This window comes from Microcoleus sp. AS-A8, assembly GCA_039962225.1.
Lineage (GTDB): Bacteria > Cyanobacteriota > Cyanobacteriia > Cyanobacteriales > Coleofasciculaceae > Allocoleopsis.
The window spans coordinates 184,166-209,935 of record JAMPKV010000003.1 but is presented as its reverse complement, the minus strand read 5'-3'; the positions used below and the strand labels follow the sequence as shown (position 1 = coordinate 209,935).

26 protein-coding genes and 1 pseudogene are annotated in these 25,770 nt (G+C 47.8%); 12 read left to right on the top strand and 15 right to left on the bottom strand.

Going from position 1 to position 25,770, the window contains the following annotated elements; all coding sequences use genetic code 11:
- Window positions 1-115 precede the first annotated feature (115 nt).
- The 3 genes from NDI48_06475 to NDI48_06465 form a co-directional block, all read right to left on the bottom strand.
- Entirely contained in the window at window positions 116-961 is an 846-nt protein-coding gene (locus tag NDI48_06475; GenBank protein ID MEP0830854.1) for a tetratricopeptide repeat protein, read from the bottom strand.
- A 166-nt stretch (window positions 962-1,127) separates the two neighbouring features.
- Complete coding sequence (apcB, locus tag NDI48_06470; protein MEP0830853.1) at window positions 1,128-1,637, bottom strand: allophycocyanin subunit beta; 510 nt, start codon at window positions 1,635-1,637, stop codon at window positions 1,128-1,130.
- Between the two features lie 158 nt (window positions 1,638-1,795).
- Complete coding sequence (locus tag NDI48_06465; GenBank protein ID MEP0830852.1) at window positions 1,796-2,116, bottom strand: hypothetical protein; 321 nt, start codon at window positions 2,114-2,116, stop codon at window positions 1,796-1,798.
- Between the two features lie 626 nt (window positions 2,117-2,742).
- On the opposite strand from NDI48_06465, the gene glnA reads away from it, so the two are divergent.
- From glnA to NDI48_06445, 4 genes are all read left to right on the top strand, one after another.
- The gene (gene glnA / locus NDI48_06460; protein MEP0830851.1) at window positions 2,743-4,164 is read left to right on the top strand and encodes a type I glutamate--ammonia ligase; all 1,422 of its coding nucleotides are present in this window, start codon (window positions 2,743-2,745) and stop codon (window positions 4,162-4,164) included.
- Window positions 4,165-4,569: 405 nt separating this feature from the next.
- Complete coding sequence (locus tag NDI48_06455; protein MEP0830850.1) at window positions 4,570-5,472, top strand: ferritin-like domain-containing protein; 903 nt, start codon at window positions 4,570-4,572, stop codon at window positions 5,470-5,472.
- A 214-nt stretch (window positions 5,473-5,686) separates the two neighbouring features.
- Window positions 5,687-6,193 carry a YbjN domain-containing protein gene (locus tag NDI48_06450; protein ID MEP0830849.1) on the top strand — a complete coding sequence of 169 codons (507 nt, stop codon included), beginning with the start codon at window positions 5,687-5,689 and terminating at the stop codon, window positions 6,191-6,193.
- Between the two features lie 123 nt (window positions 6,194-6,316).
- Entirely contained in the window at window positions 6,317-7,069 is a 753-nt protein-coding gene (locus NDI48_06445; GenBank protein MEP0830848.1) for a lipoate--protein ligase family protein, read from the top strand.
- A 49-nt stretch (window positions 7,070-7,118) separates the two neighbouring features.
- Here the strand turns inward: NDI48_06445 and NDI48_06440 are convergent.
- The 4 genes and pseudogenes from NDI48_06440 to psaK (NDI48_06425) all read right to left on the bottom strand — a co-directional run bounded on the left by NDI48_06440 (window position 7,119) and on the right by psaK (NDI48_06425) (window position 9,564).
- Window positions 7,119-7,250: pseudogene (locus NDI48_06440) on the bottom strand (Uma2 family endonuclease).
- Between the two features lie 164 nt (window positions 7,251-7,414).
- Window positions 7,415-8,614 (bottom strand): site-2 protease family protein, encoded by a 1,200-nt coding sequence (locus tag NDI48_06435; GenBank protein MEP0830847.1) that lies wholly within the window; start codon window positions 8,612-8,614, stop codon window positions 7,415-7,417.
- Window positions 8,615-8,856: 242 nt separating this feature from the next.
- A complete protein-coding gene (gene psaK, locus NDI48_06430; GenBank protein MEP0830846.1) occupies window positions 8,857-9,135 on the bottom strand; it encodes a photosystem I reaction center subunit PsaK in 279 nt (92 codons plus the stop codon).
- Between the two features lie 150 nt (window positions 9,136-9,285).
- Window positions 9,286-9,564 carry a photosystem I reaction center subunit PsaK gene (gene psaK / locus NDI48_06425; protein MEP0830845.1) on the bottom strand — a complete coding sequence of 93 codons (279 nt, stop codon included), beginning with the start codon at window positions 9,562-9,564 and terminating at the stop codon, window positions 9,286-9,288.
- A gap of 158 nt (window positions 9,565-9,722) precedes the next feature.
- Between psaK (NDI48_06425) and NDI48_06420 the strand changes: the two genes are divergently transcribed.
- Window positions 9,723-10,355, top strand: coding sequence for a phosphoribosylanthranilate isomerase (locus tag NDI48_06420; protein MEP0830844.1), 633 nt, complete (start codon window positions 9,723-9,725; stop codon window positions 10,353-10,355).
- Between the two features lie 198 nt (window positions 10,356-10,553).
- Here the strand turns inward: NDI48_06420 and NDI48_06415 are convergent, their stop codons facing one another.
- Window positions 10,554-10,862, bottom strand: a complete 309-nt coding sequence (locus NDI48_06415) for a hypothetical protein (protein ID MEP0830843.1) — start codon at window positions 10,860-10,862, stop codon at window positions 10,554-10,556.
- Window positions 10,863-10,893: 31 nt separating this feature from the next.
- Window positions 10,894-11,202: a WGxxGxxG-CTERM domain-containing protein gene (locus NDI48_06410; GenBank protein MEP0830842.1), complete on the bottom strand. Its 309-nt coding sequence runs from the start codon at window positions 11,200-11,202 to the stop codon at window positions 10,894-10,896.
- 295 nt (window positions 11,203-11,497) lie between these two features.
- On the opposite strand from NDI48_06410, the gene NDI48_06405 reads away from it, so the two are divergent.
- Together NDI48_06405 and NDI48_06400 are read left to right on the top strand one after the other, a co-directional pair.
- Complete coding sequence (locus NDI48_06405) at window positions 11,498-12,358, top strand: alpha/beta hydrolase (protein MEP0830841.1); 861 nt, start codon at window positions 11,498-11,500, stop codon at window positions 12,356-12,358.
- A 487-nt stretch (window positions 12,359-12,845) separates the two neighbouring features.
- A complete protein-coding gene (locus NDI48_06400) occupies window positions 12,846-13,850 on the top strand; it encodes an Hpt domain-containing protein (GenBank protein ID MEP0830840.1) in 1,005 nt (334 codons plus the stop codon).
- Between the two features lie 111 nt (window positions 13,851-13,961).
- Here the strand turns inward: NDI48_06400 and NDI48_06395 are convergent, their stop codons facing one another.
- A complete protein-coding gene (locus tag NDI48_06395) occupies window positions 13,962-14,483 on the bottom strand; it encodes a DUF937 domain-containing protein (protein MEP0830839.1) in 522 nt (173 codons plus the stop codon).
- Window positions 14,484-14,645: 162 nt separating this feature from the next.
- Here NDI48_06395 and NDI48_06390 point away from each other — a divergent pair, with 162 nt between their 5' ends.
- Window positions 14,646-16,196 (top strand): GTP-binding protein, encoded by a 1,551-nt coding sequence (locus NDI48_06390; GenBank protein MEP0830838.1) that lies wholly within the window; start codon window positions 14,646-14,648, stop codon window positions 16,194-16,196.
- A gap of 31 nt (window positions 16,197-16,227) precedes the next feature.
- Here the strand turns inward: NDI48_06390 and NDI48_06385 are convergent, their stop codons facing one another.
- Both NDI48_06385 and NDI48_06380 read right to left on the bottom strand, forming a co-directional pair.
- Complete coding sequence (locus tag NDI48_06385) at window positions 16,228-16,824, bottom strand: 2OG-Fe(II) oxygenase (protein MEP0830837.1); 597 nt, start codon at window positions 16,822-16,824, stop codon at window positions 16,228-16,230.
- Between the two features lie 368 nt (window positions 16,825-17,192).
- Window positions 17,193-17,942 carry a cyclase family protein gene (locus NDI48_06380; GenBank protein MEP0830836.1) on the bottom strand — a complete coding sequence of 250 codons (750 nt, stop codon included), beginning with the start codon at window positions 17,940-17,942 and terminating at the stop codon, window positions 17,193-17,195.
- Between the two features lie 38 nt (window positions 17,943-17,980).
- Here NDI48_06380 and NDI48_06375 point away from each other — a divergent pair, with 38 nt between their 5' ends.
- A complete protein-coding gene (locus NDI48_06375) occupies window positions 17,981-18,463 on the top strand; it encodes a hypothetical protein (GenBank protein ID MEP0830835.1) in 483 nt (160 codons plus the stop codon).
- 57 nt (window positions 18,464-18,520) lie between these two features.
- Here the strand turns inward: NDI48_06375 and NDI48_06370 are convergent, their stop codons facing one another.
- Complete coding sequence (locus NDI48_06370) at window positions 18,521-19,489, bottom strand: putative 2-dehydropantoate 2-reductase (protein MEP0830834.1); 969 nt, start codon at window positions 19,487-19,489, stop codon at window positions 18,521-18,523.
- A gap of 11 nt (window positions 19,490-19,500) precedes the next feature.
- A complete protein-coding gene (locus NDI48_06365; GenBank protein ID MEP0830833.1) occupies window positions 19,501-19,725 on the bottom strand; it encodes a hypothetical protein in 225 nt (74 codons plus the stop codon).
- A 73-nt stretch (window positions 19,726-19,798) separates the two neighbouring features.
- On the opposite strand from NDI48_06365, the gene NDI48_06360 reads away from it, so the two are divergent.
- The 3 genes from NDI48_06360 (at window position 19,799) to NDI48_06350 (ending at window position 25,280) form a co-directional block, all read left to right on the top strand.
- Complete coding sequence (locus tag NDI48_06360; GenBank protein MEP0830832.1) at window positions 19,799-21,037, top strand: pentapeptide repeat-containing protein; 1,239 nt, start codon at window positions 19,799-19,801, stop codon at window positions 21,035-21,037.
- Between the two features lie 747 nt (window positions 21,038-21,784).
- A complete protein-coding gene (locus NDI48_06355; GenBank protein MEP0830831.1) occupies window positions 21,785-24,166 on the top strand; it encodes a transglycosylase SLT domain-containing protein in 2,382 nt (793 codons plus the stop codon).
- Between the two features lie 133 nt (window positions 24,167-24,299).
- Entirely contained in the window at window positions 24,300-25,280 is a 981-nt protein-coding gene (locus NDI48_06350) for an ABC transporter ATP-binding protein (protein ID MEP0830830.1), read from the top strand.
- 186 nt (window positions 25,281-25,466) lie between these two features.
- On the opposite strand, the gene NDI48_06345 is transcribed toward NDI48_06350, so the two are convergent.
- Window positions 25,467-25,739, bottom strand: a complete 273-nt coding sequence (locus NDI48_06345) for a hypothetical protein (protein MEP0830829.1) — start codon at window positions 25,737-25,739, stop codon at window positions 25,467-25,469.
- Window positions 25,740-25,770 lie beyond the last annotated feature (31 nt).

Here is a 25,770-nt window from a genome sequence, read left to right as displayed (position 1 = left end):
GTAGGTAGCGAGATAGGAATATCAGCCACCCGGTAGATGACTATCGCGATTATGACCTATAAAGCCACTTTATTTATGTTTATATTCTGCGTTTGATGGCAAATTCGGATAGCCATTAAACGACTTCAGATTCTGAATGTTGTCCGACCTGTTGCTGCAACAGATCGCGATTCTCTCTCGCTCTAGCATTATTGGGGTTAATTCGCAAGGCTTCATTAAAAGACGCGATCGCATCCTGATACCGTTGCAAATTTGCCAGGGCAATTCCCCGATTAAACCAAACTTTCTCAATCTTAGAATTGATTTCAATCGCCCGGTCATAAGAAGCGATCGCGTCTTCGTAGCGTTTCAACTTCGCCAAGTCATTGCCGCGATTGTACCAAGCACTCTCATCGTTGGGGTTGATGCGAACCGCTTGGTCATAGGCCGCCACAGACTCTTCGTAGCGTTCTAAACGTCCCAGCGTTACTCCCCGATTGTACCAAGCACTCTCGTCGTTGGGGTCGAGTCGCAGCGCTTCGTCATAGGCTTTCAGCGCCTCCACTGGCTGACCTGCATCATCAAGCGCATTACCCAGTTCCACCCAAGCTGCAATAAACTTAGGATCGAGTTCAACGGCTTTTTGAAAAGCCACACTCGCCTCTTGATACTGCTCTAACCCATACAGCGCCGCGCCTTGCCCTTCCCACGCCTCAGCACTATTGGGATTGAGCCGGATGGCTTGTGCAAAGGCTTTCAGGGCTTCTGCATAGGTTTCCTGTTTTAAAAGGGAACTCCCCTGGTTAAACCACTGCTCAAACTCAGCGGATTGGGTTTGTGCCAACTGGGGGCCAGACATTGCCAAAAGTTCCGTTTGTTGCGCTTGTGGGGTATGTCTGTTGACTGTCAGGGCTGAAACTGGGGTCGAGATACCCGCCAATAGCGTAACCACTGCTATCAATCCCATTGACTTGAGTTGCATTGAATCAGTCCTCGCTTAACCGCTTTCATCTCATCGATTTCATCTACCTCTGAGAGGGGAGAACTTATGCACAAATCGGTCAAACCCAAAAATTAAGCGATCGCTCTTGATGGCTTCAAGTCACGATCGCTTATGTTGTTTTGTCCGTGTTTTTGTTATGTAAAGCCTAGAGATCCTGTTCGCTCAACTCGCGAGTCAGGTGGTCAAACGGCTGATCGATAAACCCAGTATTTTGCACCCCAGCTTCCGCTGCCATGTCCTTAACAATGTCTTTCATGAGCTGAACACCGCGAACGGTTGGAGCAATGGGCACTCCCAAAGAGTTGTAGGTTTCCCGCAACCCTTGCAGCACCCGCTCATCTAACACATTCATGTCACCCGCCACTAAGGCATAACTGGCATAGCGCAAGTAATAGTCCATGTCCCGCAAACAAGCCGCATAGCGACGAGTCGTATAGGCATTTCCACCAGGACGGATCAGTTCGGGCAATTCATCAAATAACTGTGAGCCGGCCTGTTTGACAATCGCTGCCGCATTGCCATTAATTACCGCTGCTGCCGCAATCCGTCCCGTACCGGTTTCAAAGTAGGACTTGAGTGAATCAATCGCATTCCGATCCAGGTAACGACCTGTGCCGTCATACCTCCTAATCAGGCTTGTGACTGCATCCCGCATTAAATTATTCTCCCAACAACAATCTGCTTATATTTATAGATTTATAGGACTTACACACCCTTTTCAATCGCATAAGTCCTGCATTTATTAATCATCACACAGGCTTGACCCGCAAATGCGTCAAATACAAAGCAACTTTTTAGGAAGCAGAACTCGCCCTAGCCGTGAGCGCTGCCACAACGCACCCGACCGGCAGGGGTCAAGTGGCAGCGAGGCGGTTGTGCTAGAGGCTTGAGCTGATTACGCCTAGATACTCTTAACCAAGCATTGCCTACCACGGCTTTTGGCAGCACATTCAATTCGTGGGGATATCGGGGTTTTGGATCATTCGCTAACCAGATGGGTGGTACCATCATCGGATCATATTCAGCAATCACGTCCACCATTCCAGGGCGAGCTTTTAACTCTACGCGCTGTCCCGGTTGGTATCTGAGTGCCTCTTCCTGGTCAAAACTTGGAGTATTAAAGTAAAAGTTCATAGGTCCTAAAAAAAAATGTAGTTTTTGATACAGCATTATTCTAAGAGTAATGAACCTTAGGATTTTTGGTTAATTTTGCTACATTTTTTAACTTTTATGGGAATACGCAGAACTCGCACTAGAGATTCTGTAGTGTAGGATACAAAAGCTCCCACACTCTCTCCCTAGGATGAGTCAGGTGCATTGGAGAGAGAGAGTTAAGGGGGAACAATGAATGATGAATGATGAATGCTCCAACCACCCCGTGTCTAAAGCTAGGGGATGGAAACAAGGATGCTATATAAATGCAAAATTAACAGGGCTATCCCTGGTTGATTAGGGTGCATTCAGCAATTCTGAATTCCAGCGTGAAGAAACCCGAAATAGTCTCAACCATCCGTTATCTAATCTACATAGAAGGCCGGACATCCAGTTAGGTCAAACGCACCAACGAATGGATGGATACTTTCTATTCCTTGGATAACCGTAGAGGAGTCGTGTCAAAAACCAAGCCGCCAATAACCGTTCCCTGATCAACCCGATTTTGAGTGACGCAGAGCTTGACTAAGTAATCCTCTACCTAGCAATATCGTTAAATTATTTGTGCCCTTTTTAAACGAAAATCCAACTAACAATAGGAGTCTTTCATGCCAGAAACCCCGCAAGATGTCTTAAAGCTGATTCAAGACCAAGACATCAAAATCATTGACCTGAAATTCATTGACATGCCAGGGATCTGGCAGCACTGCTCGTTCTACTACAATCAAATCGATGAGAGTTCCTTCACAGAAGGCGTTCCCTTCGACGGTTCCAGTATTCGGGGTTGGAAAGCCATCAACGAATCGGACATGTGCATGGTGCCCGATCCAAAAACCGCTTGGATCGACCCCTTCATGCAAGAAAAAACCCTGAGCATGATTTGTAGCATTAAAGAGCCGCGTACCGGGGAATGGTACAACCGCGACCCTCGTACCATCGCTCAGAAAGCCATTGACTTCCTCATGTCAACAGGGCTTGGAGATACGGTATTCATCGGCCCAGAAGCCGAATTCTTCGTTTTTGATGATGTGCGCTTTGACCAAACCGAGAGCAAAGCCTACTACTACGTAGACAGCATCGAAGGACGCTGGAATTCGGGTCGGGAAGAAATCGGCGGCAACCTGGGATATAAGCCTCGCTATAAGGAAGGTTATTTCCCCGTCGCCCCAACAGATACGATGCAAGATATGCGTACCGAAATGCTGCTGACGATGGCAGAGTGCGGCGTACCCATTGAAAAGCATCACCATGAAGTGGCGACAGGCGGACAAAACGAGTTGGGTTTCCGTTTTGCCACCCTCGTTGAGGCGGCTGATTATTTGATGACTTATAAGTATGTCATCAAAAACGTTGCCAAAAAATATGGCAAAACCGTTACCTTCATGCCCAAACCGCTGTTTAACGATAACGGTTCCGGGATGCACACCCACCAGTCCATTTGGAAAGATGGGCAACCCCTATTCTGGGGTGATGGCTACGCCAACCTGAGTAAGATGGCGTTGAATTACATCGGCGGTATTCTCAAGCACGCCCCGGCACTGTTGGCCTTAACGAACCCGACGACTAACTCTTACAAGCGCCTGGTGCCTGGGTTTGAAGCTCCCGTGAACTTGGCTTACTCTCAAGGTAACCGTTCGGCTTCGATTCGGATTCCCTTGTCCGGTACAAATCCCAAGGCGAAGCGCTTAGAGTTCCGTTGCCCTGACGCGACTTGCAATCCCTATCTCGCCTTTGCTGCGATGCTTTGTGCTGGTATTGATGGGATTAAGAATGAAATCGAACCGGGCGAGCCACTGGATGTGGATATCTATGACCTCAGCCCAGAGGAATTGAGCAAGATTCCTTCTACCCCTGGTTCTTTGGAAGATGCCTTAGAGAGCTTGGAGAAAGACCATGGGTTCTTGACCAGCACTGGTGTGTTCACCGAAGACTTCATCGAAAATTGGATCAGCTACAAACTCGATAATGAGGTCAACCCGATGCGGCTGCGTCCTCATCCTTATGAGTTCTCTCTTTACTACGATGTCTAGTTTCAACCTTTAGCTGATTGGCCGAACGCTCAACTTTAATATCCTTGAGTTTGAAGTTGGGTAGCGTTCGGTAAAAAAGACCCAATTAACCACCTTTAGGGGTGGTTTTTTTGTGTCCCTAGTTCACAATTATTGATGGTCCTTGAGTAACAGATTGTAAAGCTGACTCAGCAATTGAGCGATGAGTAGCACTCTCAAGTGCCTCTAAAATAGCCTTTTCCTGAGAAAAAACAGGTCATGAGCCTTGGTGCCAAAAATGAGTGAGAAATGAAGGGGTGATTGATGTAATTTTAGCGCATTAAATTGGGTTAAAAACCTTACCTATGGCTGAATTTAAACGCCTCCATTTGCGGAAAATCACGTTACGATCAGATAAATAGATTTACAAAACGACACATAATACAGATGACAGTTGCTTATCCCCGCAAATTCAACAATTCGATGAGTGCGCGTGACATCATGAGGAACGTGGTGCGCGATCGCGAAATCCACCTGATCACCCTCAACCGCTATCGATTCAACGAGCAACATAGCTGCATAGACCTCACCGATGTCATTGAAAAATTGGATGGTAAGCCGGTGGAATTGGTGCGTGACTTGTCTCATCATGTGTGTGACGAAGCGCGTCATGCTGTGTGGCTAACAGATCTGCTGGTGGAGTTGGGCGCAGACATTGGCACACCGCCTGGAGTATCATATATTGGCGAATTTGAGCGACTCCTAGACCAAGAGAAATATCAGCAAGAACATCAAAGGGAAGAGGCTATTATTGCAGCTTTGGCAGCCATTAATGTCACCGAAAAGCGGGGTTGTGAGTATTTCTCGGGTCACATTCAGGCGTTGAAAGAAGCACCGCAAACTGAGGAAAACATTAAAATCAGGGAAACCATCGAGCGGATTTTCCCCGAAGAAGCCGGTCATGTGCGCTGGGGGAACCGTTGGTTGGCTCAAATCGCCAAGAAAAGCCCAGAACATCGGCAGAAGGTAGAACAGGCAAAGCGCAAGTATATTGCAATTGAACAGGCGGCTTTTGAGTCGGGCATGGATATTATGGCAGGTGCCGAACTGCGGCGGATGAATCATCTGCTGGAAATTGCTAACACCATGCCAGTTTGGGAGCGTCCACAGTACTTAATGGAACGCTTACCGCAAACATTGATAGCCCCAGAGCTACAGATGACGCGAATTACAGCAGCACAGAGAGCTTGGCAGCGTGATCCACAGGCGTTTATGGAGAAGTTTGTGCCGATGTTCTTAAACGGATTCAATCGCACGCAGAACCCGAAGAAGAAGGTAGAAGCGTCATAACCTCCTGAATTGAGAATTTCTACAGGGGCATGGCAATGCCATGCCCCTACGCAAAATTGGAGGTTAATCAATTTACAAGCCTAAATAAGAGCCAAAAAGTGCGATCGCCTTAATTTTTTCTCAGATTAAGGCAAACTCCCATCTACCAAGAAGTTCACTCACGGGGGATACTGGGTTTTGAGCAAATCCCAATCGGAGGAAACCACTGACGCTTATGACTACCCAAGAGCCAAACCCCGAAACGCTTTCCACCGAAACCTTATCAACCGAAGAAATCGTTGCCACTGAGTTAGTGCAGGATAGTGCTACCGTCAATCATGTGGAAATCATTGAAACCGTGATTTCCAGCCTCGATCAAGAAAACACGGCGATGGTGAGCCAAAATGAAGAGGGCTACATGTGGAAATTTAGATACGGTAGCGTTGAAGTATTTGTGCAATTGACGGGTTCCAGCGATGATGACACCTTCACGGTTTGGTCTTCCGTGCTTCCGCTTCCCGCGAACAAGGAGCCACAGTTGATGCGTAAGCTGCTAGAAATGAACTGGTCTGATACGTTTGAAGCCCATTTTGCAATTGTCAATAGCCAAGTGGTCGTGTTATCTTCCCGAACGGTTGCCGAGTTATCGGCTGGGGAAATTTCTCGCGCCATTACGGTTGTAGCCACCATTGCCGATGACAACGATGACGCCTTACAGGCTGAGTTTGGTGCCGCCTCATAAATTCCAGAGGCAAAAGATGTTTTACTTATTGAATTTTTAACCCTTTTTGCCGAGAAATCCCCACTGTCCGCGTAGGGCAGTGCGGGGAGAACAGAATCAGATTGGATGCCTCCAGACGACTCAATGTCAAATCCTCAACCATCTTGGCGTTTGATTCCCTTATTGCAGGCGTCGGGACAAGTTCAGATGGCAATTGACCGTTGGCTGTTGGAGCAGCACCAAGCGGGAAAGCAGCCGCCCGTGTTGCGGTTTTACACTTGGGCTTCACCCACGATTTCATTAGGCTATCATCAACGTCGATGGCCTGCATCCTGGCAGCAACTAACTTGGGCAGGACAACCAGTTCCTTTGGTGCGTCGTCCCACCGGGGGACGAGCGGTGTTGCATCAAGGGGATTTAACTTACATGGTGGTTACGTCTGGATTGACCGGGAAACGCCAGGACATCTATCAAGCGATTTGTGAGTTTTTGATTCAAGGTTGGCGATCGCTAGGTATAGAACTCCACTATGGTGCAGCCGGACGAGACTATATTCACAATCCCAACTGTTTTGGCACAGCTACAGGTGCCGATTTACTTTCATCTGAAGGTTATAAGCTGATTGGTAGTGCCCAATTGCAACGGGGAAAAGCTATCTTACAGCATGGCTCGATGGTTTTGTCAAGAAACTCCGAGTTATTTACCCAAGTTTTTGCTGAACCCGTACCCCCGCCCGTCCAACTCCCCATGCAGATGGAGGGAAACAACGTAATTCCCACTGTCATAGAAGCGTTAACGGAGTCTGCCTGTCGGTGTTTTGGCATTGAGTTGGTGACGCAGCCTTTATCGGAGATAGAGTGGCAAGAGATTCTGACAGTGCCTCCTTTAGCTGTATAACGCTAATTCCTGGAATGCACCCGTGGAGATTTGGCATCCGCTAAAAGTCTTAATACCCGGAAAGACTCAAGCTAAATCCAGGCAATATATTTTCACCCGATAATGCTGTAGGCAAATTTCGTACTTCTACGTCTTGTCTTGGGCGATAAACTTCCACTTGCTGCTGTTGGGGATTAATCAAAATATTAGGACTTACGCAGCTACACCATCTATAGCATTTATGGTGCGTTACGCTGCGCTAACACACCCTACAAATGGAGGCTACAAATAGAGGCTTTCAGTAAGTCGTAATCTTAGACTCCCACTCTCCCATTCCCCCACTCCCCCTCTCATCTCTTGGAAAGGCTAATTATTGATGGCTTGTGCGATCGCTGGGAGTTGTAATCCTGGAGGATAGCTATGTTCCGCTTTAATCCGTTTGATATCTGCCTCGGCAATCAGCATATTCAGCTTTTTGCCAACAGCGCGAACAATATCACCCCGATCAATCACACCCGAAACGGCACCAGCGGGAGAGAGAACCGTCAAGTGATTACGCGGTTCGGTTTCCAAGCGCTGAATCACTTCAGCTAACGGAGTCTTCTCCTCCACAGTGGCAATTTCGGATAAGGGATGCACAATCCTTTCGAGAGTCTGGATTTCCCATTGGCTGCGCTCAATAATCTGTAAATCCTCAATCGCCACCAAGCCACGATAACGTCCATTAGCCGCCCCGTAGTAAGGCATCATCGCCTGAATGTCTGCCAGGATATAATCTTCGGCAAAGGAACGCAGGGTTTGATTGGCATCCACCACACGAAATTCGTGGGTCATTGTTTCTGATGCCGTAATCTGAAGTAAGGCTTCTTGTAGAGTCGTTAATCGCTGGTAGGCGCTGGCATTGCGAAACACAAACCCACCAATCAACACCAGCCACAGCGCCAATAGCTGACCCTCCTTGAGTATCCAGTACAGCCCGATCGCGATCGCCAATCCCCCCAAAAATTTACCCGTTTGAGCCGCCCATCGCACCCCCTGAAAGCGACTTCCCGTCAGCTTCCAAATCGCGGCTTTCAACACTTGTCCCCCATCCAGGGGCAGTCCCGGAATTAAATTAAATATCGCTAAAATCAAATTAATATGCGCCAGATCCAGGGCTAAAACCTGTCCTATGCTATTACTCGCCACGACCTGAGCCACCCCATAAAGCAGTCCAGACAGCAGTAAGCTCACACCGGGGCCAGCGATCGCCACTTGAAAGGCTTGCCCAGGCGTTTTGGATTCCCGATCAATCGAGGCTACCCCACCAAAGATAAACAGGGTAATCGAGTTAACTTTGATGCCCTGCGATCGCGCCACTAAACTATGACCCAGTTCATGCAACACAACCGAGGCAAACAACAGTAGCGCCATCGCCAACCCAGCACTCCAAGCCCAAACCAACTCAAAGCGGCGAGAAAAATCCAAGGCGTTCAGTAGGGTGACTAACCCTAACACCAAAAACCACGATGGATCTAAAAACAGCGGGATTCCGAATAAAGAGCCAATTCGCCAGTTTGCCTGCATCAGCTTTTCCCCTCCCTTCGACGTTTGAACCCGATTTTAGAGGTGAGCGATTCACCTGCGCTTACGAACCCGTTGTGGAGCAAAGAAACATATTGAAAATTTCTCCCATCCTCCCCAATCGTTATCGTGCCTCTAATTACCAGGATACGACCAAAATTAAAACGCCCAGGTTGAGCAGCAAGCTGCCCAAGTGTTGGGCGTCTGTTCGAGACTATTTTATTTTCCTCAACGGGAAGTGTTGTTTAAAACAGGCCGGTGTTGGTCAACCCTAAAATGGAACCCACTCCCAAGATATGACCGAAGCTGATACCCGCGAGTAATTCCGGGAGACCAAAATTTTTACCCAAAACAGGCTCTAGTAAGGGTAGGGAAGGCCCCTTGCCCTTGTTCTGAATACCAACACGGGCAATGATCAGGCCAAGGATGATGCAAATACCCATCACCAAAAACTGATTACCGGTCGCGGCAGGTGTGGCGGGAACGGTTTCCTGTACTGCTGCAAGTATTATTGAATGAATCAAGATGTCCTCTCCTTTCGTGATCAACCTAAACTAAACATAAGTCCAATACCAGAAGGCTACCGAGTAACAGCCGTTCTCCCGTCTCCCTTGGGAATGATTACGGTTCACGCCAAGGATGTTTTAGACAACTTCATCAACAATAGTAGGCTTCTAGAGAACACCGGCGTTGCTCAGTCCCAAGATCACACCAACCCCCAGAATGTGACCAAAGCTGGCGGTTGCCAAAAGTTCAGGAATACCAAATTTGTTCAAAATAGCAGGCTTGGAACCCGGTAAATCTGGGCCTACGCCTTTTTTCTGAATCGCGAAGCGACCAATGGCGAAGGCAAACAGGTTGCACAAAATCATGACTAGCCCTACGCTAGGACTCCATTGGGGTGTCGATGGCACAGTAGCTTGGAGGGTCAATAAAAGTGAGTTAATAAACATTGATTTCCTTGCTTGATAAGTTCGATACAAACAAAAAAATCATAAAAAGCTTTAGTTACAATTTCACAACTTGTTTTAAGAATTAACACTTTCACCCTCATTTTTGATATAAAACTCAACAAAATTCAAGAATTAGCAAAGATTAATGAAGGATGTCCATGCGGGTCAAAATTTGTGGTATTACCAAACCAGAGCAAGGTCAAGCGATCGCCCAACTGGGAGCAACAGCCCTCGGCTTTATCTGCGTACAAGCTTCCCCACGTTATGTGACGCCCAGTCAAATCCGGGCAGTCGTGGATTCCTTAAAGTCATCCATAGACTGTATTGGTGTATTTGCTAATGCGGATTGGGAGGAAATCTGTCAAATTGTTGCCGACGCCGGTTTGACGGCTGTGCAACTGCATGGCAATGAATCCCCGGGATTTTGCGAAAAGTTACGCTATGCTCTGCCTGAGATAGAAATTATCAAAGCCCTGAGGGTGAAGACTCCAGAATGTTTAGACACAGCGGTGACTTATACCCATTGTGTAGATACACTGCTGCTGGATGCTTATCATCCTCAATTGCTGGGCGGTACGGGGAAAACCTTAGATTGGGCGATTCTGCGAGAATTTCAGCCTAGCATTCCCTGGTTACTCGCGGGTGGTTTGACGCCAGATAACATCTTAGATGCTTTAAAGCAGTTGCAACCCAGTGGGATTGACTTATCCAGTGGCGTGGAGCGATCGCCTGGAGATAAAGATTTAGCTCAAGTTGCCTTGCTATTCCAGCGATTGGGAAGCCTTCATTAGCAATAAACAAGCAACAGTACCTCCCTTACCTATATTCTGAGAGGTACTGTTGCCTTATGGGGCAAGTAGATGTTTACTTGTTTTCAAGGTGGGTAACTACTACACCCGCATCCATAAAGAGTAGTGAACCTTTAAAGTTTTAGGAAACAACTACTATTTGGTTCGTAGCGCTAGCCCCATACCTGAAGCCTAATGAGATTACCGTCGATAGTCAGAACCGGAACGGACTCCTAAATCAGGGTTATTGATAGGATGAGTATGAACGGTTTCTCTATGATTCTTCCGCGCCAAACCGCCTAATCCCGCTAAACCCAACAGACCTAACCAACCCCAGTTAAAGTCGTCGTTAGTATTGGTACTATCCACATCACCAGTTCGCTGACTGGAAGTCGTATCCGGAGCTGTATCTTGTGTTTGAGCTTGTGCGGGAACAGCCAAAGGTACAACAGCTAAACTTGCGGCGAGCGCACCAGCACTAATCAATTTGGAAACACTAGAAATATTCATGATGACATTCTCCTCTATTCAACCAACTGGACTACCGAAAATCAGAGCGAGAACGAGCCACTACATCCGGGTCTTGGGTGGTGTAATGAACACTTTCTTGACGCTTTTTAGGAAGTAAACCCGCTAATCCGGCCAAACCGAGTAGACCTAACCAGCCCCAATCAAAATCATTGTTAGTATCAGTGCTGTTTACATCTCCAGTAGTTCCCTGGTTGTAGGTGTTAGTGTTAGGAGCTGTATCTTGGGTTTGGGCTTGTACAGGAGCCGTTAAAGGCACAATGGCTAAACTTGCAGCGATCGCACCAGCACTAACAACTTTCGATAGATTAGAAAGCTTCATGTGTTAATCTCCTTTTGTTTTAAGCTGTTTCTAATGCTCACTAGCTTAAGCTTTGCCAAGATTAGTTCAATCAATCTTTAGCTATAAACCCTAAACCCCTGTTGCTGGCACTGAGGAGATAGAAAAACTAATCAACTCGTCTGTCTAAATGAAGAGAGTCAAAAATCCTACTTTTAGACAAATGACCATTCCTGAAGCGATCCCCCCTGTTTTACAGAGTCCTCACCTGCAAGCAGCGTGTTAAACAACAATAAATAAAGTTGATAGGATTACCGAAAATATTGAGGAGATACTAATGGCTGTAATCGAAGGAACGTGGCAACACGACTATATTGTCAGCAATGGCGTGAGGCTGCATTATGTCACCCAAGGTGAAGGGCCGCTGATGCTCATGTTGCATGGATTTCCAGAGTTTTGGTACTCGTGGCGTCACCAAATCCCAGAATTTGCGAAAGATTATAAGGTGGTTGCGGTCGATCTGCGCGGTTACAACGATAGCGACAAGCCACCAGAGCAATCGGCTTATGTAATGAGTGAGCTGATGAAAGATGTTGAGGGTGTAATTAAAGGATTGGGATATGAGCGCTGCGTGTTAGTGGCTCATGACTGGGGTGGTGTGATCGCCTGGAACTTTGCCTATGCTCATCCAGACATGGTAGAGCGGCTGATTGTGCTGAACATTCCTCATCCCGCCAAATTTGTGGAAGGCTTGCGGAATCCTCAGCAGTTGATGCGGAGTTGGTATGTCTTCTTCTTCCAAATCCCAATCCTACCAGAACTATGGTTACAAGCCTTCGACTACGAAGCGTTAGGCAATGCGCTCGTGAATATGGCGATTGATAAAAGCACCTTCACCCCAGCAGATATAGAAGCCTATAAAAATGCGGCGGCGAAGCGCGGTGCACTGACGGCGATGGTTAACTATTACCGCAATATTTTTACGAGTGCGCGACCCCAGGATTGGAGTTTACTCGATGTGCCAACGTTAATGATTTGGGGTGAGGAGGACACGGCCTTGGGTAAGGAGTTGACTTACGGGACACAAGAATTCGTTAGAGATTTTCAAATCCGCTATATTCCCAACTGTAGCCACTGGGTGCAGCAGGAAAAGCCGGAGTTAGTCAATCAGTATATGCGCGAGTTCTTGGGGAGATAGATTTTGTGTTTTTCTCATCTTCAATCAGCTTTTGTACAGAAATAGACCCAAGTTTTGTCAGAGTCCTCTGTGTTCAATTTGTGCGGATATAGCGAGAACTTCACCGAATATAGAAAGACATAAAAGCTCCTTCGAGTTTCCCCTCAGCTTGCTGCTGGGGGTTTTTTATCGATATGGCTGGTGCTGGCGTCTAGCGTCCTAGAGCTTTTCCAGAGCCGCGAAAGTTTAGGTTCATGCGCTTCGCCATGCTTGTCCACGGTTTAAGCATTGACTATTAAGAATATTTGTGGTAACAGCTTCTTCCTAAGAAAGCAAAACTCTGGTTGCTAGGAACAATCATTAGCCGGTTTGGAGGTACTCTAAAAAATAGAGTCTGACTGGTAGATTTGGCAAAGCTTACACTTGATACTGCCCGGTGCCAACATCGACCGAGGTAGTCCTTCCAGACCTGAGTACACATAACCGTTCTAATCTAGGAAACACTGCCGTGGATGCCGGTAACCAGCAAAGGATTTTAGGTTATTTCATTGAAGAAGCAAAAGAACACCTCGACACCCTGGAAAAAGGGCTATTAGATCTACGCACGGTGGTGCAAGATCCGGAGCGGGTGAATGAAATGTTTCGTGCCGCCCATTCACTCAAAGGAGGGGCGGCAATGCTAGGCTTTGCCAGTATTCAAAAAACAGCCCACCGTTTCGAGGATTCGTTTAAAATTCTCAAAGAGAATTCCATCCCGGTTGACCAAAAGCTAGAGACTTTATTTTTACAGGGATACGACACACTCAAAGACTTAATCGAACAGCTACAAGGACCTTTTGGCTTGCGGGAAGAGGATGCTGAGAAAAAGATGCAAGCGGCAGAACCCGATTTTGCCAAATTACAGGATTACCTCAACAGCTTATCGCAGGGTGGTGGAGCGTCGCCTCCAGAAGCTAAAAAGTCAGGGTCGCTTCCTCCGAATTTTGTGCCTCAGGTAACAGAAATTTTGAGGCAGATGTTGCAGCTATTTAAACAACAGGACACACCCGCCAGTCGCCAACAACTTCAGGCGATGTGCAAGCGGTTATTACAGCTAGGGGCGGGGATTAAACCTTGGCAATCGCTGATCCAAATCTCCTATAAAGCCATGGCGAATCCCAAGAATTCCTATCCAGCGCTAGCCCCCATAGTGATCAAGGAACTCAAGCAAGCTAGCGATAAATTACAACAAGGAAAAGCCAATGAATTAACACCAACTCCCCAATTACAAAAACTCGCCATGGTAGCTGCGGCTACTTCTTCTGCACCAACGCCTACTCCCGGTAAGGAGAAGGAGAAACCACCGGCTGCAACAAAAGCGACGACTACCACCCCCAAACAGACAACTACCACCCCCAAACAAATTACCTTACCACTGGAACCCAAAGCTGCTGCCAAGCTGCTTGTTAAAGCGTTTGACAAGCCGCAACTGGTGCAATTGGTTAAGTTACTTGCTCAAGCGACTCGCGGCTGATCATAAAGGCTGGGGCAGAAGAGGTAAGTTAGAAAGTTGGCGAGTGAGCAAATTAGAAGACTTGGAGAGAACCTTCAACCTTCTAGCCTTCCAACCTTCAACCCAGTCTCCTCATTGTCCGAAATAGCGTCCTGCCATCCCTAAGGCATCCGCGATATCGACATCGCCATCGCCATCCGCATCTAAGAACGTATTCAAAACGGGATTTGACCCTTGGGATTGTGCAGTACTGCTACCCGTTTGCAGGAACTTTAACACGATGGGAACCAAGATGGGTAACATGGCTTGAACCGTACCCGAACTTAGCCCCGTCCGGCGTTCGACTTCCTGAACGATCTGCTGGATTTGAGGCGCACCAAATAGCAATTGGACGGCTTGATTGCTAGGCTGAGTACCGCCGAATTGGTTAACAAATGATTGAGTCTGCTGCTCACCCTCATTGGCTCGCTTTTGTTGCAGAGCAGAACGAGCATAGCTTCCCACAACGGATAATACAGATTGAATCGTTGAGGGGTCAGTATTAGCATTATTGCTTAACTGCTGAACGGTACTGAGAATCTCCCCTAGCTGACCAGGACTCGCTTGTTGAGAGGGATTGTCGATCGCGCCGAGGATTTGGTCGAACAAGCTCATGATATTTCCTTTGTTTTCGCCAACTGCCAACTACAGAGTATAGCTAATCCTCGGCTTTAAAGAGCTTGAACTCAAATTCATCTGCGTCAATTCCCAGCCTCAGTAAAGAGGGTCGCTCTGACGGCTGCGTTTTAGAATATGAACAAACAGCCGAACTGATTCATGCCTCTGTCGCGCTTATTGACGCTCATTATTGGTATTAGCCTAATTCTGGTGCTAATACTATGGCTGATTTATTCTCTTAGCAGCCTATATACCCAAATTTCGTGGACATCCCCTCTGCTAGCCAATTTACTGCTATTTGTGGTGATTGTCCTGCTAGGGCTGTTAATCTTTGCCTTTATCTATTATTTGGGGCTGTTTGGGCGCTCCAAACAGAAATCACGCCAACGCCGCAGAACACCAAGAGTCCCAGAAGAGAAGACTGAGGCGGCAGAAGAAACCCTGAAGGCAGTGCAAAAACAGGTAACACAGATTCAGGATGAGGTGGTGCGGCAAGAGTTAATTGCGCGATCGCGGGAAATTGCATCCATCCTATCCCGTGGAGAAATCCAAGTGGTGGTATTTGGGACAGGTTCGGCGGGTAAAACCTCACTGGTGAATGCCTTGATGGGGCGGATGGTGGGGAAAGTGGGTGCACCCATGGGGACGACGGGGGAGGGAGAGACGTATAGTCTGAAGTTGAAGGGATTAGAACGTCAGATTTTGATTACTGATACACCCGGAATTTTAGAAGCGGGTGTCGTCGGTACCCAACGAGAGCAATTAGCACGAGAACTGGCAACCGAAGCCAATTTATTGCTGTTTGTGGTCGATAATGACTTGCGGCAGTCGGAATATGAACCCCTGCGCCGCTTGGCAGAGATTGGCAAGCGCAGTATCCTAGTCTTCAACAAAACAGACCTGTATTCTGAAGACGATAAAGAAACGATTCTGGCGCGGTTGCGGCAGCGAGTCAAGGGGTTTATTGCTGTGATGGATGTGGTGGCAATTGCCGCTAATCCCCAAGCGGTTCGTCTAGAAAATGGCGAAATCTTTCAACCCGAACCCGATGTGATGCCGTTAATCCGACGCCTTGCGGCGGTGCTGCGCTCAGAAGGAGAAGACTTAGTCGCTGACAATATTCTGCTGCAATCTCAGCGCTTAGGGGAAGAAGCTCGACGCCTGATCGACAACCAGCGCAGACGACAAGCGGAGAAGGTGGTGGAACGCTTCCAATGGATTAGCGCGGGGGTAATTGCTGTAACCCCCTTACCAGGATTGGATTTATTAGCCGCCGCTGCGGTGAATGCCCAAATGGTTGTGGAAATTGGCAAAATTTACGGTTGTGAACTGAATATGGAGCGAGGCAAAGAACTGGCGCTATCTTTGGGAAAAACCATGGTGAGTTTGGGGATTGTCCGAGGTGCGATTGAGCTGCTTTCGACGGCGTTGCGATTGAATGTGGCAACGATAGTGATTGGAAAGGCAATTCAGGGAGTTACCGCCGCTTATCTGACGCGAATTGCAGGGAAGAGTTTTATTGAATACTTCCGCAACGATCAAGATTGGGGAGATGGGGGGATTACTGAAGTGGTGCAGCGACAATTTCAGCTCAACCGTAAGGATGAGTTTATCAAGGCATTTGTGCAAGAAGCGATCGCACGAGTTATCAAACCGTTAGAAAGCCAATCGACGGAACAAGAAGAACCCAATAAACCCAGTGATTGGTAAAAATTTCTGTTTCTTTAACTCACTTGCCGCGTCACATCACAGCGTACATTACATCTGAGCGTAGGACGTATTTTCTACCCTGGATCACGCGAGCACCCTCATGCCGTAGCTCATGGCGGAAACACAGAGCCATACCTGTCTCAGGCACTACAGATACATCAGGTATCACATTCGGATCGAGTAATTCAAAGTAGTTGTGGTTCAGATAGAAGCGAGTGTCGCCCCCTTCAAAGCCATCATTGAGGTAAATCATAAACGTTAATCGGCTATGGTCACCATTTCTCCGCATATAAGAACCATCCCCATGGGGTGCAAAGCGCTGACCGGGGTCGTAGCGGTAAAATCGTAAACGTTCATTCAGTCCGATTGCCGTCCAGTTATCGATTCGGGTGGGAACATACTCCGCGATACGACACCATAAGTCTGCTGCACGTTGTTCGTCATCCAGGATTACGCGATCGTTATTGCGAACATTAGGAGCCATCATATATTCATCCTTGCCAACGGTAAGACCCGCAGGGGTGTAGCCAATGTTCTCGGTTAAGGTGATATACTCAGCGCACTCTTCTGGAGATAGAAGGTTTGATACGGTAAAAATGCGATCGGGAACAAAAACGTTTTTGAGCATGGGGTTGTCTGAGCCAATTTTCTATCAGTAGGAAAAACTTTCGCAGGAAAAAATTGGTGCAACGGTAGTTTCAGCCTAACTGCTCAGATGTTTTTGTCAAGGATTTTGTACTTTGAAGTGATGTCCTGTCCCCTGGATAAAGCCCAAACGTTTTGTCTCACCAAACTGTTTCAATCTCAATAGCATTGACTCGTTTGATAGTTAGTCCTCCCCGCTTAAAACACAGCTTATATTTCTTTCTACTATCTTGTTGATAGAAGCTGACACATCAGGACTTACGCAGCTACACCATCTATAGCGCTTAGAGTGCGTTACGCTGCGCTAACACACCCTACAAATAGAGGCTTTGCGTAAGTCCTAACATGAAATTAAGGCAGCAATGCCAACACTGCAACAGGGGAGCCAGTACCACCCAAGAGACGCAGAATACCAATCACTAATATTGTACCGATCGCAGGTAATTGGTCTAGATTCGTCAAATTTTCTAGCACGATGCGAGGCTGTTCTAAAACTAAATAATTGGTAGCCAAAGTTGTATCCTGACCGGAATCCACACCATGGGTATCAATCCCTACTCCAGCAATCTGGCGCTGTGAAACTAAAAACTGAGTTGCCTCACTGCCAAAACCTGGGAAATGCATCCCTCCAGAAGCATCTTCATTGAAAAATGCTGCCTTATCAGACCACTTTGACTGCCATCCCGTGAACAGCAACACCACACTTTTTGGCGGAATCTGACCGTATTGTTGCTCCCATGTCAGAACATCAGATATTGTAAGCACATAATCAGGATTCGTTGCTGCCTGCTGGCGAATATCAATAACTACTGCTTGGGTTATCAATGACTCGGCTGGGTATTGGTCAATGCTCATGCCTTGGGGATAGAAACTATTAGGCGCATTCATGTGCGTACCGCTATGTTCCCCAAGTGAGAAACGCCGCAGATTATAACCCTGTTGATCCAACTCAGCGACGGTTTCAAATTCTACAGGTGGGTCACCAGGCCAAAGAGGAATGGTGGGGTCAATAATGTGAGAAAGATGAACGATTTGCCTGATGGTAATGGTTAAGGGTAAAGGAGTATTAGTCGGTAGGTTATTGGGTGATTGACTGTCCATAAAGTTCCCTTGATTGGGGAGAAAAGGAATTAGAATAAATGATAAAATTCTTACGAATTTTTATAATCGGATTGTTGCTCATCGGCTTAATCGCATCAACAGGTTACGCTTTGGAGCAAAATCAGAATCGGCTGAAAATTGAAGACATTACGCTTCAAGTGTTTGACCGTTCGACTAATAAACTATCTCCCCTCTCTCCACTTCCCAACCCCTACGGTATGGATATGGATATTCTCGTCACTGTTAAGGTTAGGGGAAATCAAACTCCACCGCCAAACCAATTAGTCCCACCGCAGAAAATAAGACTTGTTGTTGATGGTAAGGGGTATACAACACCAGCAACAGGAAAAGTTTCCCCTTGGAAGGAAACTCAAACGCGACCGGTTTTTATCGCTCCCGAAAAGGAAATCAGTTACGTCCCCTTTTTAATTGAATACAAATGTTATCCAAATGTGGCTTTTACCGCCAGCCTTTCAACCTCTAGCCAGTGGAAAAACTTTTCATTACCCTGTGCAGAGTGAGCCGAATTGAAGTGATTTATTCAATGAGAAAATGAATGATTAAATCAAGATTTTAAGCTAATCAGCATTCAAGCGGCGGTTTTGCACATCGAGAAACTTGAGTTGACGGTAAAGCATCGAAATGAGCGGCAAATCAGTACCGGCTGCTGTGGCAACCCGTAAGGGATTACCAACAATTGCCTCTACTTCTAAGGGACGCCTTTCGTCGTAGTCAATTTTCATGCTGGTACGATACGGCGTCATCTTTTCCGTATAATCGAGCATTGTTTGAATAAAGCGATCGCTAATTTTACGATTCGTAGCCGCCGCACCCGCAACCACTTCTCCCATGAGCTGTTCAACGAGCGATCGGGTATACTGATCGGCCATCAGCTCATTTGTTGTGGCATCGAGTACCACAGAAAGCCCATTGTAGGGAATATTCCACACCAATTTTTGCCAACGAGCCAACAGCAAGTCTTCCGCCAACGTGATGGGGATACCTGCACGTTCAAAATCATCGGCAACCTGACGCATCCGCTGTGTTAAGCCACCGGGTTGATAGTCTGGAAGATATTCGCCCAGGGTAATTTGTTTGTAATCCAGGTGGTGGATATATCCTGGCCCCACCTTATTGGAACAGAGAAAACACAAGCCCCCCATAACCCGTTGTGAGCCGACAAGTTGGGCGACTTCCTGTTCTATCCCCATGCCATTTTGCAGCACTAAAACAACACCGTCGTCTTTGACTACAGGGGGCAGCATGTCAGGTAGTAGATGATTTTGTGTGGTCTTGAGTGCCACAATCGCCACATCACAAGCTGGCATTTTGGCGGCATCGCCATAAGCATTAACGTAGGGGAGAGTGAAGTACCCATCGGGTGACTCAATTACTAAACCCTGCTCTCTAACGTGTTGGTAATCGTGATGCAGCAGGAAGTGTACCTCTAGACCTACTCGTTGCAAGCAAGCACCGTAGTACCCACCTAACGCACCCGTCCCCAGGATGGCATAACGGCGATCGCCTTTTCGAGTCGTAGAAACCATACACAATTAATTCACTTGATCGCAGTTGCTCCTAGTGGTAAAAGAGTTGGGGGATGAAAGGCAAGCAGATGAAGCGAGTTTTGAGACACCAGTTCCACGGTTGGCGCTAGTTCACCCACGGGAGCTGGAATCATTTCGCCTCGAAAATCTAATAGCTGAACCAAAATAAGATAGGCGATCGCTAGCAGTACAGAAATCGCACCTGTAAGAATGGCTACAATTTTTGAGCGCTCCATCAGTTCCCTCTAAACACAAGTTTTATGGTATGCCTTTATCAACCAATGTGCCATAGCTCAGTGCATCTACAACATGACTTTGGACTTCTCCGGTCAAAATCTGCGAGGTCGATCTTTCAAAGGACGGAAAGACCTTGCCGGTGCCAACTTTAGTTACGCTGATATCCGAGGAGCCGATTTTACCAACACCCTTCTTGTGGAGGCTAACTTTAGTCAGGCACAAGCGGGGCGGGAACCGGGTTGGGCCCTTATTTTTCTCGGCGTTTCCTTATTGCTATCGGCTCTATCAGGATGGGCTTCCGCCTGGGCGGGGGTCATTACAGGAGGTGCGTTAACTCATCAAGACCCCATTCAACTCCTGGCAGGTGTCGTTGTCTTAACGACGTTAGCAGTTTGCATGACAGTAACGCTCCGCCAAGGTTTAGTGAACGCAGGCTCAATACTATTAGTCGTGGGGGTTACGGCAGCCGCCGCTTTAGGAACCCTGGGGGGGGGAACTGTGATTGTCTCCGCCTTGGCTACCGCCGTTGGGGCTGTTGCGATCGCCATGGTGGCATCAGCGGCTGGGGCGGGTGCCGGGGCGGGTTCGGCTGTGGTTGTAGCAGGAGCAGCTGCCACGGCGGCGGGTATGAGTGTGGCCATCACGTCTTCTGAAACAACCGCAGTGACGGGAAGTGTAGCGGCGGCTGTGGGTGTGGCTATAGCAATGGCTGCGGCAGGATTGTCGGCTTCTGTGAGCTGGAAAGCCTTTGCGGGAGACCCCAAATATACATTCCTTCGCCAACTCACGATTACCTTTGCCGCGATTGGTGGTACCTGTTTTCGAGGAGCCAATTTAACGGATGCCGATTTCACTCAAGCCACCCTCGAAAGCACCAGTTTTAGACGAGCAACTCTGACTCGTACCTGTTGGTTCCAGGCCCAAAAGCTATCTCTGGCTTGTGTGGGAGGGACTTACCTAGAGAACGAACAAGTGCGGCAATTAGTTGTTACAGGAGAAGGACAGAATCAAAACTTCGACCATTGCTTCCTACGAGGCATCAATTTGCGGGGAGCCAACTTAGTAGAAGCTAGCTTTGTGGGTGCCGATCTCACTGAAGCCAATTTACAGTCAGCCAATTTATCCAAAGCCAAGCTTATGCAAGCGCACTTAGATGGAGCCGATCTAACCGGAGCTCGTCTTGTAGCAGCCTGTATTGAAGACTGGGGGATTACGAATGAGACGAAGTTTGATAAAGTCCAGTATGAATATGTGTTTAGGCGACTCGGACAAAAAAGACGACCTAAACCCGAAACTCCCCCACCCTTTTGATACCAAATCTGTTTCCATAAACCTCTGAGTGCCAAGAAGGGGGAGGGGGAGAGTGAGGGATTGGGGCTGGAGATCATCCGAGGCGGGGAGAGCGGGGGATTGGGGATTAGAAACTGACTTACGTTGTAATTTTAGATTTTAGTTCGGGGTGATGTGAAGAATAATCAAAAACCCTGCTCTCTGGCTTCTATATCCCAGTCATTTTTCGGCATTCCCAATCTGCCTTAAGGTTGATGCAATTCCCGAATTGTATTATAAATCTTGAACATAAAATGGTAAATAATATTCTTCGTATAGCTGTAACCCCCTCAAGGATAGAGTTTGGGATTTTTCTTTGCAGAGTGTAACCTGTCTTTAAGGACTGCGAAGTAGCTGTTATTATTTGTATGGAAACTGTATAATTTCGGTTTGCCAGTTGAGTTGATGGGAAACAGAAATATGACGCTCAGAACACTCATTTCTCAGACGTAATGGGAAGTAACCAAGGGTTTTTCAGTCGCCCTTCGCCCTTGATGCCTTGTTCGGATTAAACGAAACCTGTGGACCGACGCTGTAAGCCAAAGCTGCGTCTTTTGAGCTATTCCTCAGACCGTAAAGGACAGACCCCATCCCCTAATAAGTAAGGAGTAAAATGAACCTGTTCCCGCCGAGACTAAGGTTTTTGATCTGGCAACTGGTATCCTACATAACTATGCTCCCACCATCCTGGGTCAAATTTGAGATGGGTATGCATCACTAAGAGGTCCTATGCAAAAGTCACGTCTGATTTTCTCCCGCTACAATCCTTCACGGCACATGCAACGGAGAAAACAACTGGCACTTGCTTCTGGTGCTGGACTCTGTGCGCTGCTGATTGGAGTAAGCCTCTTAGGCACGAAGTATAACAAGCACATACACCAATGGACAATCGGGTTACCGTTCCAGGAACAAAGCCCTTTACTGCGGGGAAAACCGATCAATACTCCAGTCCTGCAACTCGTATCGCTATCCCCACAAAAGCGTGCAGCACAACTGGAAGCCTTAGCGAAACGGGAGGCGGAACCCACCTTCTCTGTGGGCACACCATCCCTTGACCACCTTCGTGCGCGTTATCTGTTAGCAGCGGATTTAATTGAGCAAAAACAAGGGGAAAAAGCACTTCGTTGGTTGGAAGGATTAGAGTGGGACTATCCTGTATTGGCAGGGCATATTGCCCTCAAACGCGCACAAGCTTACGAACTCACGGGCAATAAAGCCAAAGCTCGGTCAGCTTGGGAAGATATACTCAAACGCTATCCGGATCAGCCAGTCGCCGCTGAAGCCCTGTATGCCCTCTCCTCAGGGAATCCCAAATATTGGGAAAAATCGAGCGAGGCGTATTATAGGAATCCCCTGATGGAAATTTCACGACACTGGTATTCCTTCTCGCCCGACGACCCCCAATATTGGGCGCGAGCAATGGAGAAATTTCCGTCTCACCCGCGCATTCTGGAAATCGCCAGACAACGGCTTCAGCAAAATCCCAATCAGCCCCAACTGATGGTATTGGTTGCTAGATATGCCTTTGACTCACCAGAAATTACCCCAGTATTAGATCGACTCGTTACTCAATACGGTCGCTCCCCAAGAAAGAGAGACCGTGACAAAATTAAGCCAGATGATTGGGAAGCGATCGCACTCGGCTACTGGAATGACCGGAAATATACTCAAGCCAGTACCGCTTACGCCCAAGCCGAATACACCCCCCGCAACGCCTACCTATCGGCTCTAGCACTTCAGTATGCCCACAAGGGGCAATCCGCTAAACGTGCCTACAAAAAACTGGTGCGTGACTTTCCCAAAGCTGAAGAAGCAGCGAGTGCCGTCATTCAGTTAGCCAAACTTGAACGCACTGAAGAGACAATCCCTAAACTTGACCAAGTCATTCAGCAATTCCCAGAGCGAGCCGGTGAGGCTTTGCTCGCACGCGCTGAAATTCTAGACCACTTGGGTATTACCCGAGCGGCTAACCAAGCTCGTGAATTGTTGCTCACCCAACAAGGAAATTCTGATGCCGCCGCCGAATATCGCTGGCAGATGGCTCAAGTGAAAGCCAAGGCTGGAGACATACGAGCAGCCTTGCAATGGGCACAGCCGATTATGGTATCCAACCCCAACAGTGAGCCAGCTCGTCAGGCGGGTTTTTGGGCGGGGAAATGGGCTAGCAAGCTAGGGCTTAGGCAGGAGGCGAAACATGCGTTTGAGCAGGTGATTGCCAAATATCCCCAGTCCTACTACGCTTGGCGCTCGGCTGTGCAGCTAGGCTGGAATGTAGGAGACTTCCGCACCGTGCGAAAGTTCGACCCTCAAGTGGTGTTGCCTGCCACACGACCTGAACTGCCTGTGGGTTCTCCAGCGTTGAAAGAACTCTACCAGTTGGGTCAAGACCAGGACGCTTGGACTCTCTGGCAAGCCGAATTTCAAAACCGTCTAGAGCCAACCGTAGCCGAACAGTTTACCGATGGCATCATGCGCGTCGGGGCAGGGGACTACCTAGAAGGAATTGCCAAAATTGCCAAACTGGAGGATAGAGATACCCCCGAAGAGCAAGCTCAGTACCAGGAAATCAAGCAACAACTCGCTTACTGGCACGCCTTGTATCCCTTTCCCTTTGTGGAAGTTATTGAAGAACAGGCACAAAAGCGCGATTTGAATCCCTTGCTCGTGACCGCTTTAATTCGGCAAGAGTCCCGATTTGAACCCGATATTCGTTCCAAGGCGGGTGCCGTTGGCTTAATGCAGATGATGCCCAGTACGGGAGCCTGGGCTGCTAAAAACCTGAATTTAGACGAATATGCTCTAGAGAATCCCAAGGACAACATCAAGCTGGGTACCTGGTTCCTCGACCAAACCCATCGGTCGTTTAAAAATAATTCCTTACTCGCCGTTGCTAGTTACAACGCCGGTCAGGGAAATTTAGCGAGATGGCTACGACAAGAAGACTCTATGGACCCCGATGAATTTGTCGAAGCCATCCCCTTTGATGAAACCAAAGACTATGTTAAGCAGGTGTTTGGCAACTATTGGAATTACTTGCGGCTTTACGATCCTCAAGTCGCTCATCAGTTGGCTCAGCACTCTGCTAGTTCATCGATTGCCATGCGTCGCTGAAAGTAAGGATAGGAGGGGAACATGGGGAGAGCAGGGCACTGTTCCTTGTCACTCAATTTGCTGAATTGACACAAAAATCAGCAAAATAGGGAATCATCAGACTTAGGAAACATGCGCGATTGATGATACCAGGATGGATTCTACTGCCGATTTGCCAGCCCCACAGATTGTTGTTGACAGGATACCCGTTGTTCAGACATCGGAACTGAAAAAGGTCTATCGTACAGGTTTCTGGTTAAATCAAAAAATAGAATCCCTGAAAAACTGCACCCTTACCGTTTATCAGGGAGAAACTTTTGGTTTGCTTGGCCCCAATGGCGCAGGAAAAACAACATTATTGAAGACTTTGTTGGGGATTGTACGTCCAACATCGGGACGAGCGTCCTTACTGGGAAGCCCCATCGGCAATACACAAGTCAAGCAACGAGTGGGATATCTGCCAGAAAACGCCTACTTCTACGACTATCTCACGGGCTGGGAATTTTTGCAGTTTGCGGCAGAACTCTTTGAAATTCCACCCGACATTCGACAGCAGCGGATTCCTATGCTGCTCGATTTAGTGGGATTGTCTAAGTCTGATGCCCGGAAAAAGCAGATGCGGCAGTATTCTAAAGGAATGCTTCAGCGCATCGGGATGGCGCAAGCTCTGATTAATGACCCAGAACTGGTGTTTCTTGACGAACCGATGTCTGGACTTGATCCAATGGGACGTTACCAGATGCGGGAGATTATTCTCTCGCTCAAAGCTCAAGGCAAAACGATTTTTTTCAATAGCCATGTCCTGTCGGATGTTGAAAAAATTTGCGATCGCGTTGCTATCTTGGCTAATGGAGAATTAATCTGTAGCGGTTCCCTGGATGACCTACTCGGTACCACTGAAACTTACCACGTCAGAGGCAAAGACGGTAATTTAGATATCCTCAAACGCTGGGTCAAGGGACTCGCCTTTGAGGCAGATTCCTGGTACGGTCAATTGCACGGCGATCCTCAAGAATTCCTCGCTACCCTCCACCTGATGGGTGCCAAACTGATTGCCATGAACCTTGAGCGCAACACCTTAGAAGAGTTTTTCATGCAGCAGTTACAGCAACGGGGAATAACGACCCGTCATTGATGAGAATTGGGAGGCGAAGCTCTCTTCGAGTCTGCCTGCGGCACGCTACGCTTTCCGAGCGTCGGGAAATCCGAGGAACGGAGATTTCCAAATTCTTCTGGAATAAGCATGATACTCCTTATAGAATATTAATGGTTGCTGACCCGCCTAGCCGTATGGAACAGACAGGCTGATTCCGAAGTAGAGTTACGACTCTTGCCGCAGAAACATCGGAGCTAGGAAAGACGCAAGCCCCGGCTGGTTGGCTATTGCCGTAATTCCAAGGTAAGCGTGTCGAATCAAGAATAAAACAACCTGCGGAAGGCGGGTTGCTGCCTGGGTTCCCCACAAGGGATAAAGGTCGTAAGACCAGAGACGCTGTGTAAGACCATCATCGGGTTTAGTCCCGAACTCGTATATAGTACCTAACGTGGCAACGGCGAATGAGACAGGAAGCCCCAGACGTAGCCAATGCTGCATCTAGAGGGTACTTCACACAGAACACACTTTT

What these genes read in the sequence shown, in the direction of transcription:
- NDI48_06475 (MEP0830854.1), bottom strand. Translation starts at nt 961, where the DNA reads ATGCAACTCAAGTCAATGGGATTGATAGCAGTGGTTACGCTATTGGCG.
- apcB (MEP0830853.1), bottom strand. Translation starts at nt 1,637, where the DNA reads ATGCGGGATGCAGTCACAAGCCTGATTAGGAGGTATGACGGCACAGGT.
- NDI48_06465 (MEP0830852.1), bottom strand. Translation starts at nt 2,116, where the DNA reads ATGAACTTTTACTTTAATACTCCAAGTTTTGACCAGGAAGAGGCACTC.
- glnA (MEP0830851.1), top strand. Translation starts at nt 2,743, where the DNA reads ATGCCAGAAACCCCGCAAGATGTCTTAAAGCTGATTCAAGACCAAGAC.
- NDI48_06455 (MEP0830850.1), top strand. Translation starts at nt 4,570, where the DNA reads ATGACAGTTGCTTATCCCCGCAAATTCAACAATTCGATGAGTGCGCGT.
- NDI48_06450 (MEP0830849.1), top strand. Translation starts at nt 5,687, where the DNA reads ATGACTACCCAAGAGCCAAACCCCGAAACGCTTTCCACCGAAACCTTA.
- NDI48_06445 (MEP0830848.1), top strand. Translation starts at nt 6,317, where the DNA reads ATGTCAAATCCTCAACCATCTTGGCGTTTGATTCCCTTATTGCAGGCG.
- NDI48_06435 (MEP0830847.1), bottom strand. Translation starts at nt 8,614, where the DNA reads ATGCAGGCAAACTGGCGAATTGGCTCTTTATTCGGAATCCCGCTGTTT.
- psaK (MEP0830845.1), bottom strand. Translation starts at nt 9,564, where the DNA reads ATGTTTATTAACTCACTTTTATTGACCCTCCAAGCTACTGTGCCATCG.
- NDI48_06420 (MEP0830844.1), top strand. Translation starts at nt 9,723, where the DNA reads ATGCGGGTCAAAATTTGTGGTATTACCAAACCAGAGCAAGGTCAAGCG.
- NDI48_06415 (MEP0830843.1), bottom strand. Translation starts at nt 10,862, where the DNA reads ATGAATATTTCTAGTGTTTCCAAATTGATTAGTGCTGGTGCGCTCGCC.
- NDI48_06410 (MEP0830842.1), bottom strand. Translation starts at nt 11,202, where the DNA reads ATGAAGCTTTCTAATCTATCGAAAGTTGTTAGTGCTGGTGCGATCGCT.
- NDI48_06405 (MEP0830841.1), top strand. Translation starts at nt 11,498, where the DNA reads ATGGCTGTAATCGAAGGAACGTGGCAACACGACTATATTGTCAGCAAT.
- NDI48_06395 (MEP0830839.1), bottom strand. Translation starts at nt 14,483, where the DNA reads ATGAGCTTGTTCGACCAAATCCTCGGCGCGATCGACAATCCCTCTCAA.
- NDI48_06390 (MEP0830838.1), top strand. Translation starts at nt 14,646, where the DNA reads ATGCCTCTGTCGCGCTTATTGACGCTCATTATTGGTATTAGCCTAATT.
- NDI48_06385 (MEP0830837.1), bottom strand. Translation starts at nt 16,824, where the DNA reads ATGCTCAAAAACGTTTTTGTTCCCGATCGCATTTTTACCGTATCAAAC.
- NDI48_06380 (MEP0830836.1), bottom strand. Translation starts at nt 17,942, where the DNA reads ATGGACAGTCAATCACCCAATAACCTACCGACTAATACTCCTTTACCC.
- NDI48_06375 (MEP0830835.1), top strand. Translation starts at nt 17,981, where the DNA reads ATGATAAAATTCTTACGAATTTTTATAATCGGATTGTTGCTCATCGGC.
- NDI48_06370 (MEP0830834.1), bottom strand. Translation starts at nt 19,489, where the DNA reads ATGGTTTCTACGACTCGAAAAGGCGATCGCCGTTATGCCATCCTGGGG.
- NDI48_06365 (MEP0830833.1), bottom strand. Translation starts at nt 19,725, where the DNA reads ATGGAGCGCTCAAAAATTGTAGCCATTCTTACAGGTGCGATTTCTGTA.
- NDI48_06360 (MEP0830832.1), top strand. Translation starts at nt 19,799, where the DNA reads ATGACTTTGGACTTCTCCGGTCAAAATCTGCGAGGTCGATCTTTCAAA.
- NDI48_06355 (MEP0830831.1), top strand. Translation starts at nt 21,785, where the DNA reads ATGCAAAAGTCACGTCTGATTTTCTCCCGCTACAATCCTTCACGGCAC.
- NDI48_06350 (MEP0830830.1), top strand. Translation starts at nt 24,300, where the DNA reads ATGGATTCTACTGCCGATTTGCCAGCCCCACAGATTGTTGTTGACAGG.
- NDI48_06345 (MEP0830829.1), bottom strand. Translation starts at nt 25,739, where the DNA reads ATGCAGCATTGGCTACGTCTGGGGCTTCCTGTCTCATTCGCCGTTGCC.